This is a genomic window from Streptomyces sp. Xyl84 (assembly GCF_059731885.1).
On sequence record NZ_AP029182.1, the window covers coordinates 104,987 to 117,773 of the forward strand.

The window sequence follows — 12,787 nt, forward strand, 5'->3', positions numbered from 1 at the left end:
CCCGTCGCCGCGCTCAGTCACGGCCGCCTGCCACCAGTTCCGCCGCCGGGCCGCGAACCGCTCGCAGGCCCGTGGCCAGGATGCCGGGAACGGTCAGCGTCGTCGCGCCCGCGGCGATCCACCAGCAGCCGGCCACCGGAAGGGACGGCATCGGCGATCCGGTCACCGCGGTGCTGAAGGCCGCCGACGCGGCGCCGGCGACCGCCGCGCCGAGCAGGAGCCCCACCGCCGTGGTCAGCACCGCCTCCACGGTCAGCATGCGCAGCAGTTGGGACCGGGTGGCGCCGACCAGCCGCAGCAACGCGAACTCGCGGCGTCGTTCGGCGGTCACGGCGACCAGGGTGTTGACGGTGGAGACGGCGGCGAAGGAGACGAGCAGCGCCAACTCGGCCTGGCGCAGCCAGGCGTCCCTGGCTGAAGTGACGCTGGACGCCACTGGGCCCGCAGCGTGCTCGGCAGTACTTGTCATGATCAGCATGGTGCCCGCCAGGCCCACGAGCAGCGCGACCGGGACGACGGCGGACGACAGTCGGCGCGCGTACCCGCGCAGGTTGGCGTCGGCCAGCCATCCCGCACCGGGTGCCAGCGCCCGTACCGGTGCGCCCAGCGCGGCCGCCAGGACGCGCGCCGCGAGCGGCCCCGCCAGAGCGACCGCGACCAGCAGCACCAGCGAGCCGAGCAACGCCGCCTGACCCGCCTTGTCCACCTGCTCCGCCGGCCTTGTCGCGGCCAGCCGCAGCAGCAGGCCGCCGCCCGCCAGCACGCCGGTCGCGGCGAGCAGACGCAGTGCACCCGTCCGCCCGTGCTCGGTCGAACTCGCCATGAGGGCGGCCGCAGGCGCGATCCGGGAGATCCGCCGCGACGCGACGGCCGAGGCCGCCAGGCCGACGGCCAGTGTGACGGCCAGCGCCACCAGCATCGGTATCAGAGTCCCCGGCACCCGCACGTCCGGCGCCGCCATCCCTCGCCGCTGCAACTCGGCGAGCAGGCCCTGGGCCGCCGCGGCGCCGGCGGCCCAGCTCGGCGCGGTCACCACCAGCGTGACCACGACGACCTGACCACGGACCAGCCGCCGCACCTGGCGGGGTGTCGCAGCGATGGTGCGCAGCAGGGCCAGCTCCCGGTGCTGCTGGCGGAGCGCGAAACCCGACGCATTGACCACCACGAAGAACGCGACCAGCACGGCGATCTCACCGAAGGCGCCGGCGATCACCACCAGGCTGGGCCCGGTGGTCGCCTTCCGGGCTGCTGCCGGGGCAGTGACGTCGGCGGCGAACAGCAGGCCGAACAGCGTCAGGGTGGTGACGGCGAGGAAGAGCGCGACCGCCAGACCGACGAAGGCAGCCGGACGGCGGCGCATCTGCCCGAGCGCGAGCAAGGTCACAGCTCTCCCCCGCCCAGCCGGCTCAAGCATGCGCCGACCTGGGCGGCAGTGGGCCGGTCGAGCTCGTCCACCACCACACCGTCGGCGAGCAGCAGCACCCGGTCCGCGTACCCGGCGGCCACCGGATCGTGAGTCACCATCACGCAGGACCCGCCGTCCTCGTCCACACCGGCGCGCAACAGGGCGAGGATCTCGTGCCCGGTGGCCCGGTCGAGCGCGCCGGTCGGTTCGTCGGCGAACAGCATCTGAGGACGGGAGACCAGCGCCCGGGCGATGGCCACCCGCTGCTGCTGCCCGCCGGACAGCTGCCCGGGCCGGTGCCGCTCGCGCCCGGTCAGTCCCACGCGGGCGAGTGCGTCCAGCACCCGGCCCCGGTCGGGCCGCTCGCCGGCCAGCCGGCCGGGAAGCTCGACATTCTGCGCGACCGTCATCGCGGGCATCAGGTTGAACGCCTGGAACACGAACCCGACCCGACTGCGCCGCAGCGCCGCGAGCCGCCGCTCCGGCAGCCGGGACACCTCGGTGCCGCCCCACCAGACGGAGCCGCGAGTGGGCCGGTCCATCCCCGCCAGGCAGTGCAGCAAGGTGGTCTTACCGGAGCCCGAGGGCCCCATCACCGCCGTGAACGTACCGGGCGCGAAGGCCACCGACACCCCGCGCAACGCTCGCACGGCGGCAGCGCCGCGTCCGTACTCACGGTGCAGATCCTCCGCCCGGGCGACTACGCCCGCCCCGATATCCGTCGCCGTCTCAGCCATGCCCTCATCCTCGGTGGGCGGAGCGCGGCGATCGATCGTGCCTGCCCCCGAATCGGGAGTTCGGGAAACCGCACCCCCGGTCGCCGGCGGACAGCCGAGCAGTCCGCCTCCGCTGGGGCCGAGGAGGCGCGCCAGCTCTTCCTGGATGCCTGATCGACCTGACCGACCTGACCGATCCCTGCGGGTCACTGGCCGGTTGGGCAGCTCAACACCCCCTGGACTAACCAGATATCAAGTCCACGGTCTGGTCGCGCGCCAGGCTGCGGAAGTCGTTGCGGGCCTGAGAGAGGCGGGCCAGGTACTCGGCGTAGAGGGCACGTCGTGCGCTGATGAGGCGGTCATCCTGCTCCCGTCGCCGGCGACTGCGGTCGAGTAACGCGGCGGAAGCGGCCTCGATCAAGGCGCCGACCACGACACCGGCCAGTGCTGTCCAAGGCATGGCCAGAGCGTAGGACGCGTGCCAGCATGCCGAAAGCGTGCTGGCCGCCGAACGCTCAGTCGGCCGACTCGACCGCTCACTCGGCCGGTGACGGGCAGTTACGACCGGTCTGACCGAGCACTCCGGTTGGTGGACTGAGCGCTTGAGTTGGCGGTCAGCTCGGGGCTCGTCCGCGCAGCACCTGGCCTGCAAGGACTCGTGGACCTTCCGGGAGCGGCCTCATGGAGATCACGTGGCGTCGGATCGATGGGCAGGATTTCCCGCTGTTGCGGAGGTGGCTTCAGCAGCCCCATGTGAAGCGTTGGTGGAACCACGAGACCACCGCGGAAGCGGTGGCGCGCGACTTCGGCCCCGCCGCCCGAGGTGAGGAGCCCTCGGAGGACCTGCTCGCATCCCTCGAAGGCCGCCCGGTCGGTCTCGTACAACGTTCACGCCTGTGCGACTACCCTGGCTACCTGGCCGATCTGGCGGCCGTCGTCCCCGTACCTGACGGCGCGATGACCATCGACTACCTGATCGGCGATCCCCGCCACACCGGCCAGGGCATCGGGACGGCGATGATCCAGTCGGTCATCGTGCGAACCTGGGCCGAGCACCCGGCCGCCCCGTGCATTCTCGTCCCGGTGGTGGCAGCCAATCAGCCGTCGTGGCGGACCCTCGAGCGAGCAGGACTGCGCCGGGTCGGGGTCGGAGAGCTGGAACCGGACAACCCGGTCGATGACCGGACCCACTACCTCTACCGCATCGATCGGCCGTGGAGCGGCGGCTGACGGACTCACCTGCCCGCCGACCAAGTTGCTCAGCCTCCCCAGTTCAGGCGCACGTCCGCCCGTCGGAGCGCTCAGTCACATTGATCTGCGTGACTGAGCACTTCAGTGGCCACTCTGAGTGCCACAGCCGGCTGGGGGCGGGGTCGATGGGGCGCACGGACGCCCCAGGTCCCGCCGCGTCACTGGCTGTCTGCGCACCGCCCTCACCATCGGACCCCCTTCTGGCGCCGGCGCTTCCGCCCCGCCGACTTCGTACACGAAGCCGGGACGACGAGCAGGACAGCCCGCAGCCGCGCAAGGTGGAGCCACCCCCGCGGGCACAGGGGCCACCCGGGCCCTGAGAGCGCCACGGTGAGTGAATCCGAGCTGCCCCCCGCGGGCGCATGGTCGCCATGCACGCCAGGGATCCGCAGCACCGGCCGGCCGAGCGCCCCACGCCCGCTACGGACGTGCCGGAGAGGCTTCGGGGTCAGGACCAGCGGCTCACCGCCCGGCCGGTCGATGACCCTGGGGGCGGCTGCCCCCAGGAAGCGGGATCGGCCGGGTCAGACTCAGCCGTCTGCGGAGGGCGGCTTGACTGCTTGGGCGAAGGTGAACAGTTCCTCGGGATCCCACACGGCCTTGACGCGTTGCAGCTTGTTACTCGCTACCCCTGGGTTCCCTGGTACGTCTGGCCGAAGCGGTCGAACCCTGACAGGGCGCACATGCCCCATGCCTCCGAATGTGCGTTAGAGCGCACCTCAACTCCTAGGTTCGGATGCATGCGATACATCAAACTCGGAACGACCGGGCTGGACGTCTCCGCCATCACCCTCGGCTGCATGAGCTTCGGCGAGCCGGACCGGGGCGGCGAGCCCTGGTCGCTGGGCGCGGACGCCAGCCGGGACATCATCAAGCAGGCCCTCGAGAGCGGCATCAACTTCCTCGACACGGCCAATGGTTACAGCGCCGGAAGCAGCGAGGAGATCGTCGGCCAGGCGGTCAAGGACTTCACCCGGCGCGAGGAGGTCGTTCTCTCCACCAAGGTCTGGATGCGGATGCGGCCCGGCCCGAACGGCGCCGGGCTGTCGCGCAAGGCGATCTTCGCCGAGCTCGACGCCTCACTGAAGCGACTGGGGACCGACTACATCGACCTGTACCAGATCCACCGCTGGGACTACGACACCCCGATCGAGGAAACCCTCAAGGCGCTGCACGACGCGGTCAAGTCCGGGAAGGTCCGCTACATCGGAGCGTCTTCCATGTACGCCTGGCAGTTCGCCAAGGCCCTGTATTTGGCTGACCTGAACGGCTGGACCCGGTTCGTGTCGATGCAGGACCACTACAACCTCATCCACCGGGAGGCAGAGCGAGAGATGCTCCCGCTCTGCGCCGACCAGGGCATCGGCGTGATCCCGTGGAGCCCGCTGGCGCGGGGCAGGCTGACGCGGCCCCAGGACACCGCCACCGCGCGTGCCGCGACCGACCCGGGCGGCAAGATCCTCTACCGCGACGGGGACCAGGCGGTGGCCGAGCGCGTCCACGAGATCGCGGGCAAGCGGGGTCTGTCCGCGGCCCAGGTCGCCCTGGCCTGGGTCATGCGCAACCCGGTGGTGACCTCGCCCATCGTCGGGGTCACCAAGCCGGCCCAGCTGGCCGACGCGGTCGCCGCGGTGGACGTCGAACTCGACGAAGACGAGGCCGCTTACTTGGAGGAGCCCTACCAGCCGCACGAGGCCGCCTACCTGGCGGAGTCCTTCTACAAGTCGCGGCCTGTGGCGGGCTCCCGGTAGCCCGGGCCACCGCCGGCCCTTCGACGAGTCCTTGGCCTCGGGCCTTCACAGCCCCGTGGTCGGCCCGGCGGTGCTTGCGGGCGCGGGCGGGGGGGGCGGGCGACTGCATGATCCGGCCGTTCCGACTGCCCGATGCCGATGCCGTGGTCGAACTCGGTCGGCCGTGCGGAGCACGCCGCTGAGCCACTGACGAAAGGGCCTGGAGAGTCGACGCGACGGGCGCCGCTCACGCCGGCAGCGGCCGTTCGTCGGGCTCGCACCGCGTTCGGCTGGTCAGCCAGATGCTCAGCACGGCGAGGGCGCTCGCCGGCCAGGTCGTGATGCTCAGCGGCCCGGCGAGCAGCGGGTCGACGAGGTGGCCCGAGACGGTGCGGGTCAGCGGCAGCGCGAACTCGTTGAGCGACAGGTGCGCCGCGACAGCCGCCCACACCGACCCGGTGGCCAGCCGGACGGTGGCGATCACCGTTCCGAGGAGCATGGCCGTCATCACGGCGACCGGTATGCCCAGGAGCACGGAATGGCCCGGGTAGCTGCCGCCGAGCGCGGTCATGGGAACGTGCCACGCCCCCCAGATCACGCCGCCGAGCAGGAGGCCGCGGGTCCTGCCGTAGCGCAGCAGACGGGGCAGCAGGTAACCCTGCCAGCCCAGCTCCTCTCCGAAGTACAGCGGAACGGACACCAGCGCGCTCACCGCGAGCGGTGTGATCGTCGCGGGCCCGGGCAGGTGCGCGGGGGTGTACCAGCCGACGAGCGTCGCCACGGTCAGACCGGCTGCGGTCAGGCCGAGCGGGACCGCGAACGCGACGGCGGCGAAACGGACTTCGTACCGCCACGGCCTGGCCCGGGCGAGCCCGAGGACCCGTAAGGTCTCGCGCGCCCCCCGGTGGCGCGCGGTGAGGCCGAAGGCGGTCAGCGCCGGCACCAGCATCATGAGGATCATGCACAGTGCCGCAAGTCGCGGGGTCCCCTGCGCCGCGCTCGTGCGACGCAGGCCGTCGATCCACAGGGGAATCATGGTGAGCCACGCGCCGACGAAGCTGATGACCAAGAAGGCGGCGAGACCGGGGCGGGAGCCGCCCGGTGGGTTCGTTCGTGTCATGGCCGTGACGCTACGAACCCCGCGGTGACCAGGTCGATCGTGCACACTCACCGGCCGATGGTGTAGCGCGCTCCACTGCGCTGCGACGCCGGAAGGGGAAGACTGGCCGCCGTGAACATGTTCTCGAAGGCCCGGGTGAGCGCGGCGCGTTCGGCCCGTGCGGCCGGATACTGCGCGGGTGTGTTCGCGCGCGGACCGGCCCTGCTCGTGCTGGTGCCCGTGCTGGTGTACTCGGCCGTGCTCTGCCTGGTCGGCGTGGGCCTGCTCGTCCTGCCGCTCGAACTGCGGCTGCTGCGCCGGCTGGCCGACCACGAGCGCGAGCGTCTGGGACGGTGGGCGGCGACACCCGCGGCACCGGCCGGACCGCACGCGCGAAAGCGCCTGATGGCGGTGTTGACGGACCCCGCGACCGGCCGCGACCTGCGCTGGGCGCCCTGCATGATGATCGCCGGCACCGTGCTCGGGTGCGTCGGCGCGGCGCTGTTCGTGTTCCCTGCGGCCGTGCTCGTGCTCGTGGGCCTGTGGTGGCTGTTCCCCGCGGACGAGCCGATCAGACTGATGCTGGACGTCCCGATCGACGGCTGGGGGGCCGTGGTCTACGCCGGAGTGCCTCAGTTCCTGCTGAGCGGGCTGCTCGCCCTGTTCGGGCCGCCCCTGTTCGCCAGGCTGCTGGCGGCCGTGAGCCGGTGGCTGCTGGCCCCCTCGGCCGCCGCGGTCCTCGCCGAACGCGTGTCGACGCTGGACCGGACGCGCGCCGGGGCGATCCACGCGCACGGCAGCGAGCTGCGCCGCATCGAACGGGACCTGCACGACGGCACCCAGGCGCGTCTGGTCTCCCTCGCCCTGCAGCTCGGGCTCGCCGAGCGGGCCCTCGGCTCCGACCCGGCGGCGGTGGGCCCCCTGCTGGCCCGGGCGCGCGAGGGAGCCGAGGAGGCGATGGCCGAGCTGCGCGACGTACTGCGCTCCGTCTACCCGCCGATCCTCGCCGACCGGGGTCTCGGCGGCGCGGTCTCTGCGGTCGCCGCCCGTTGCCCCGTCTCCGCCACCGTGGACGTCGGTGACCTCGGGGACCTACCGGCACAGGCCGAGGTCGCCGTGTACTTCGCCGTCACCGAGGCGCTCACCAACGCGGCCAAGCACGCCGACGCCCGTGCCGTTGCGGTGACCCTGGCGAGGGACGGAGACATCCTCCGCGCGGAGATCGCCGACGACGGCCGGGGCGGGGCGGCCGAGGGCGGCGGCACCGGACTGCGCGGCATGCGGCAGCGCGTCGAGGCGGTGGACGGCCGGGTGCGGGTGCAGAGCCCGCCCGGCGGCCCCACACTGATCACCGTGGAGTGCCCGTGCGCATCCTGATCGCCGAGGACAACGTGCTGCTCGCGCGGGGGCTTTCCGCGATGCTGGAGGCCCTGGGGAACGAGGTGGTCGCCACGGCAGAGGACGCCGATTCCTTCGTGGCCGCTGCCATCGCCCACCGGCCGGACGTGGCCGTCGTGGACGTCCGCCTCCCGCCGACCTTCACCGACGAGGGCATCAGGGCCGCACTGCACGCCAGGGAACGCGTCCGGGGCCTCCCGGTCCTCGTCCTCTCCCAGTACGTCGAGGCCACGTACGCCCGGGAGTTGCTCGCCGACGGCACCGGTGTCGGCTATCTGCTCAAGGACCGCGTCGCCCGCGTCGACGACTTCCTGGAGGCGCTGCACCGGGTGGCGTCCGGGGGCACGGTGCTGGACCCGGAAGTGGTGAGGCAGTTGCTCGTGACGCGCGGCAACCCCCTGGCCCGGCTCACCGACCGCGAACGCGAAGTGCTCGCGTTGATGGCCCAGGGGCACGGGAACTCCGAGATCGCCCAACGCCTCGTCGTGACCGAACGGGCCGTGCACAAGCACGTCGGGAACATCTTCCTGAAGCTCGACCTGCCGCCCGAGGAGAGCGGTCACCGACGCGTCCTCGCGGTTCTCACCTACCTCGGCGCTCCCCAGCGCGAACCCTGACGAGGCCGAGCACGTCGGAACGGCCGGAGGACGGCGCGGTGGCCCCGCGGCCACCGTCCCACGGGCAGGTCGTCGCCCCTGGGCCGCGGGGCGGACGACGCTCTCACCGTCGTCGACACCGGCAGGCGGCTCGACACTTGTACTCGACCGATGTGCGGTGGCGCATCGCCTCCGGGGCCGCTGGGTGACATCGCGGTCACCGCGTTCGACGTGGACGCGGCGGCGGCCACCCAGGGCGTGTTTCGGCAGCAGCGCCGTCCACCCGGAGGGCGGGCCCCGCAGGGTCCGGTACGTGCGATCGCGAGGCAGAGAGTCGTCCTCGTACGCGGGCGTACCGACGGTCCCCACGACTCAGCACGCGCTGGGGTGCGGCCCGCAGGTCTGCGATGTGCGGACGCGGGTGCCCCGGACGATCTCCTGTCCCCGGATTACGACCTTGGCGAGCACGTCATCGGCTTCCGGCAGAGTGCACTGACGCTCCATGACCACGGCGGCCCATCCCGTGGTGCCGTCCGCCCCCGCCGCCATGGTCAGTGCCTGACTCTGTCGGAGATCTTGCCTCCCACTCTGTACGTGAACCGTACGCAGTGGGAAGGTGGAAGGCCTGCGCCGGGGGGCGGGGGTCGGACCTCGGCCCTCACGTGTTCTACTCGCTCCAGGAGTCGACCGTGACCTGCGATCACGACGTGCTGTGGCGTCGTTGCGCGCACCTGGGCCGACTCCTGCTACCGGTGGTGGACGAGGAGGAATGGCGCCGGGGCCGCCGTCACGAGCGGCTGGATGCCTGGGGGATCGGCGTCGCGGAAGGCGAGCGGCTGATCGAGGTCCTCACGGCCCTGGCTGCCCATGCCGTCGCCGTCGATGCTTCCGTGTCTGCCGCCGAGCTTGACGTCCTGCCTCTGAGCACGGTGGCTGACGCCGCGACCGGTAAACACGACTTCGAGCTGCTCGCCGGGCTCCCGGACACCTTCGCCGACGGACGCGACGAACTGGCCGTCAACGTCATCCGGTTGTACACCTACAGAGACGGGCCCTACAGTCGTCGGCTTTCCCAACTGAGCGCAGAAGTGCGCCGTGCACTGAACGTCCTCGCCGAACGCTCGCGAATGCCCTCCCCGAGGTGCGGACACGTCTTCTTCCTGGCGGCTGCAGCAGGCCTGCCCCGTGGCCACGGAGATCCGGCGAACTGACAGTGCTTGCTGCTCCTTCACCACGATCGGCTCTGGCCGGTCCCCCCGCTCGGTAGCGTCACGCGCAGGCGTCAGCCGGTGGCGCCTGCGAAGTCCTGCCCATGTCCCCTGCCTCCCCCGCGCCCGCTTGGGCATCCCGCCTCGCCGGACGACAGGCCGACGCGCGGTCCGTTCCGGAAGTGGGCCCGTCGGGCGGGCGCCGCGCCGTCCACCGTGGCCGGTTCGTCCAGGTGGCGACGGACGGCACTCCCACCCGGTCGGGTGCGGCGGCCCGGTCCGCCGGGTGGGCGGTGGACGGCAGGCTCGGGCGGTGTGCGGTGCGCTGAGCGCTGAGCGCGGCGGCGGGGCGCGGCGGAAGCCCGGGGTGCCGGTGTCCGTCCCGCCGTGCGTCAGGGGCAGCCGCGGTCCCCCGTGACCGCTGCGCCGCACGCCTGAGCAGGGGGCCGGCGGAGGAGCCATCGACGCCCGCCGGCTCCCGCGCGTGCTGCGGGCTCCCGGCGCCGCGGGACCGTCACGCCCGCTGTGGGACCACCACCGCCGGACAGTTCGCGTGGTGCAGCAACGCGTGTGCGGTCCGGCCCAGTTGGAGTCCGAAGACCCGCGTCCTGTGCTGTGCGCCGACGATCACCAGATCGGCGGCGGCCGAGCGGCCCACGAGCACCCGGTGCGCCGGCCCCTCGACGGTCGCACGCCGCACCCGGACCGCCGGATGGTCGTTCATGGCCTCGCTCAGCAGCTGTTCCAGCAGTGCGGCGGCCCGTTCCTCGTGTCCCAGGGCGTCCCGGCCCGCCGGGGCGCCGCCGGTCGCGGGTGCCGGGCTGCGCCATGCGCGTACGACCTCGAGGACGCAACGGCGCGTCTCGGCCTCGCGGAAGGCGAACCGGACCGTCTCGCGGCCCATCCCGGCTCCGCCCGCGCCGAGCAGGATCCGCTCGTGCGTCCCGGCCAGGCCGGCGGCGTCCCCGCGGACCACGACCACCGGGCACCGTGCCCGGCCGGCCACCGCCAGGCTCACCGACCCCAGCAGCAGCCCCTTCAGCTCGCCGCGGCCCCGGCAGCCGGTGACCACGGCGAAGGCACTGTCCCCGGCGCCCAGCAGGGCGGAGACCGCGTCCTCGGGGAGGACGTCGGTGGAGACCTTCACCTCGGGGTTGCGGCGCTCTGCCCGCTCCCCGGCGGCGGTGACCACGTACTCCGCCATCACCTGCTCCGAGGGACGCCCGGGGCTCCCGTAGGGCACAGCCCCCTCGTAGTGCTCCCACAGGGAGCCGTACACCAGCCGCAGCGGCAGACCGTGCCGGGCGGCCTCGTCCACCGCCCAGTCGACCGCGGTCAGGCTCGGACCCGAACCGTCCACACCCACGACCAGGGGCAACTCCATCCTCACCACCGCCTCACACCGCAACGCCCGGGTCATGCGCCGGAACGTACTGCTGCCACCGTGGCACCCGACGCCGTCGTGGCGCGAGGGCCTACCGGCCCCCGGCACGGAGCACGGGGCCCGTGCTCCACGACGCCGTGCCGGCGGTCGGCACCGGCTCCGTGCTCCCGCACGGCAGCAGTCCCTATGCGACGGACGATGGCCGTTCGGCCCGCACCCGTGCCCGACCGGCCTCTGTGGCGCAGGGACGAGCGGCCGCGGGCTGGGGCCGGGAGCGCGGAGGGAGACGTACGCGATGACCGACACGGAGCAAGCACCGGTGCACGCGCTGCTGACCGACGGCACCACCATCCGGATCCGCCGCTCGAACCCCGGCGACCACGCCGGAGTACTGCACCTCTACGCGGAGATGTCCGACGCGAACCTGCGACTGCGGTTCTTCGCCATCAGCCCTGCCTCCGCCCGGCAGACGGCCGAACGCGTGGCCGCGGCGCCGCGCCCCGGCCACCGCGCCCTGGTCGCCGAGCACGCCGGCCGCCTGGCCGCGGCGGCGGCACGCCCACGAGGAGCGCTGGGCGCAGGCGTGGAGCGGATGCGCGGAGCGGATGCGTGGAGCGCAGGAGGGGCGCTGGGCGGATGCGCCGAGCGGAGGACGGGGCGTTTGGGGCCGAAGGGCCCTCGTCCCGGTCCGGGCGGCCCGTGGCGGCCCGCGTCCGGGCGACCGCACGCTGGAGGTGAGCCGCCCTCCCTACCAGGCCGGCACACGGAAGGAGCCGTCGATGACCTCCACCACCCTGGCCGCCGCCCTGCCGGCCGAACACCGGGCAGAGCTGATGTCCCTGGCCCACGACGTCTCCTTCCGTACGGGCACCCGCCTGTTCGAGGAAGGGCAGCACGCGGAGAGGTTCTGGATCATCCGGACCGGGACGGTCGCCCTCGACCTGCACGTCCCCGGCCGCCGCGCCGCCGTCATCGAGACCCTGGGCCACGGCGAACTGGTCGGCTGGTCCTGGCACTTCCCGCCGTACCGCTGGCACCTGGGCGCCGAGGCCACCAGCCCGGTACGCGCCCACGAGTTCGACGCGGCCACCGTACGGATGCTGTGCGAGCAGGACGCGGAGTTCGGACGGGCCGTCGCCCGCTGGGTCGGCCAGGTGGCCGCCCACCGGCTGCACGCGGCCCGGATCCGCCTCCTGGACCTGTACGCCCCCTACGGAAGCGGACCCCGGTGACACTCCGGCCGGCCCGGACGGGACAGCAGCACCCCGGCATCCCCGAGGAGGAGAACGAGACCATGCCCGCCAGCCCGCACTCCGTCAGCGACGTCATGACACAGACCGTCGTGGCCGTGGGGCGCGACGCCCCGTTCAAGGACATCATCAACCTCATGGAGCAGTGGAAGGTCAGCGCGCTGCCGGTCCTGGAGGGCGAGGGCCGGGTGATCGGTGTCGTCTCCGAGGCCGATCTGCTGCCGAAGGAGGAGTTCCGTGACAGCGACCCGGACCGCTTCACCCAGCTGAGGCGCCTGCCCGACCTCGCCAAGGCGGGCGCCCTGACCGCCGGGGAGCTGATGAGCACGCCGGCCGTGACCGTCCACGCCGACGCCACGCTCGCCGAGGCGGCCCGCATCATGGCCGTGCGCAAGGTGAAACGGCTTCCCGTCGTCGGCGCCGATGGCCTGCTCGAAGGAGTGGTCAGCCGCGCCGACCTGTTGAAAGTATTCCTGCGCTCGGACGACGACATCGCCGAGGAGGTGCGGCGTGAGGTGCTGTCACCCCTCTTCCACACCACCGGCGAGCCGGCCCGCGTCGAGGTCTCCGAGGGTGTGGTGACCCTGATCGGGCGCATCAGGGACACGTCGTTCGTGCCCGTCGCCGCCCGCCTCGTACGTGCCGTCGAGGGCGTGGTGGACGTCGAGTGCCGGCTGACGAGCGGGGCCGCCCCGGACGACCGGGACTGAGCCGCCGGCCCGGTCTGGCCCGGGGCTGAGCCGCCCAGGG

At 72.9% G+C, this 12,787-nt stretch carries 13 protein-coding genes; 7 read left to right on the forward strand and 6 right to left on the reverse strand.

What is annotated here, in order from left to right; translation table 11 throughout:
• Positions 1-13: 13 nt before the first annotated feature.
• The 3 genes from AC6I72_RS00485 to AC6I72_RS00495 form a co-directional block, all read right to left on the reverse strand.
• Positions 14-1,384: an FtsX-like permease family protein gene (locus AC6I72_RS00485; RefSeq protein ID WP_497998539.1), complete on the reverse strand. Its 1,371-nt coding sequence runs from the start codon at positions 1,382-1,384 to the stop codon at positions 14-16.
• Positions 1,381-2,142 carry an ABC transporter ATP-binding protein gene (locus AC6I72_RS00490; protein ID WP_497998540.1) on the reverse strand — a complete coding sequence of 254 codons (762 nt, stop codon included), beginning with the start codon at positions 2,140-2,142 and terminating at the stop codon, positions 1,381-1,383. The genes AC6I72_RS00485 and AC6I72_RS00490 overlap by 4 nt, the downstream gene beginning before the upstream one ends.
• A 220-nt stretch (positions 2,143-2,362) precedes the next feature.
• Complete coding sequence (locus AC6I72_RS00495; protein ID WP_497998541.1) at positions 2,363-2,581, reverse strand: hypothetical protein; 219 nt, start codon at positions 2,579-2,581, stop codon at positions 2,363-2,365.
• Between the two features lie 221 nt (positions 2,582-2,802).
• On the opposite strand from AC6I72_RS00495, the gene AC6I72_RS00500 reads away from it, so the two are divergent.
• A complete protein-coding gene (locus tag AC6I72_RS00500) occupies positions 2,803-3,351 on the forward strand; it encodes a GNAT family N-acetyltransferase (protein WP_497998543.1) in 549 nt (182 codons plus the stop codon).
• A gap of 551 nt (positions 3,352-3,902) precedes the next feature.
• On the opposite strand, the gene AC6I72_RS00505 is transcribed toward AC6I72_RS00500, so the two are convergent.
• On the reverse strand, positions 3,903-4,064 hold the full coding sequence (locus AC6I72_RS00505; protein ID WP_497998545.1) for a BBE domain-containing protein: 162 nt from the start codon (positions 4,062-4,064) through the stop codon (positions 3,903-3,905).
• Positions 4,065-4,112: 48 nt separating this feature from the next.
• Between AC6I72_RS00505 and AC6I72_RS00510 the strand changes: the two genes are divergently transcribed.
• Entirely contained in the window at positions 4,113-5,123 is a 1,011-nt protein-coding gene (locus tag AC6I72_RS00510) for an aldo/keto reductase (protein WP_497998547.1), read from the forward strand.
• Positions 5,124-5,349: 226 nt separating this feature from the next.
• Here AC6I72_RS00510 and AC6I72_RS00515 read toward each other — a convergent pair whose 3' ends face one another.
• Positions 5,350-6,222 carry a CPBP family intramembrane glutamic endopeptidase gene (locus AC6I72_RS00515; protein WP_497998549.1) on the reverse strand — a complete coding sequence of 291 codons (873 nt, stop codon included), beginning with the start codon at positions 6,220-6,222 and terminating at the stop codon, positions 5,350-5,352.
• 117 nt (positions 6,223-6,339) lie between these two features.
• Between AC6I72_RS00515 and AC6I72_RS00520 the strand changes: the two genes are divergently transcribed.
• The 3 genes from AC6I72_RS00520 (at position 6,340) to AC6I72_RS00530 (ending at position 9,406) form a co-directional block, all read left to right on the forward strand.
• Positions 6,340-7,578 carry a sensor histidine kinase gene (locus AC6I72_RS00520; RefSeq protein ID WP_498004539.1) on the forward strand — a complete coding sequence of 413 codons (1,239 nt, stop codon included), beginning with the start codon at positions 6,340-6,342 and terminating at the stop codon, positions 7,576-7,578.
• The gene (locus AC6I72_RS00525) at positions 7,566-8,216 is read left to right on the forward strand and encodes a LuxR C-terminal-related transcriptional regulator (RefSeq protein WP_497998550.1); all 651 of its coding nucleotides are present in this window, start codon (positions 7,566-7,568) and stop codon (positions 8,214-8,216) included. Before AC6I72_RS00520 ends, AC6I72_RS00525 begins: the two co-directional genes overlap by 13 nt.
• A 668-nt stretch (positions 8,217-8,884) precedes the next feature.
• Positions 8,885-9,406, forward strand: coding sequence for a hypothetical protein (locus AC6I72_RS00530; protein ID WP_497998552.1), 522 nt, complete (start codon positions 8,885-8,887; stop codon positions 9,404-9,406).
• A 511-nt stretch (positions 9,407-9,917) separates the two neighbouring features.
• On the opposite strand, the gene AC6I72_RS00535 is transcribed toward AC6I72_RS00530, so the two are convergent.
• Positions 9,918-10,787, reverse strand: a complete 870-nt coding sequence (locus AC6I72_RS00535) for a universal stress protein (protein WP_497998553.1) — start codon at positions 10,785-10,787, stop codon at positions 9,918-9,920.
• Between the two features lie 779 nt (positions 10,788-11,566).
• Between AC6I72_RS00535 and AC6I72_RS00540 the strand changes: the two genes are divergently transcribed.
• Positions 11,567-12,019 (forward strand): cyclic nucleotide-binding domain-containing protein, encoded by a 453-nt coding sequence (locus tag AC6I72_RS00540; protein WP_497998555.1) that lies wholly within the window; start codon positions 11,567-11,569, stop codon positions 12,017-12,019.
• Between the two features lie 62 nt (positions 12,020-12,081).
• Positions 12,082-12,747: a CBS domain-containing protein gene (locus AC6I72_RS00545; RefSeq protein ID WP_498004541.1), complete on the forward strand. Its 666-nt coding sequence runs from the start codon at positions 12,082-12,084 to the stop codon at positions 12,745-12,747.
• Positions 12,748-12,787: the final 40 nt, after the last annotated feature.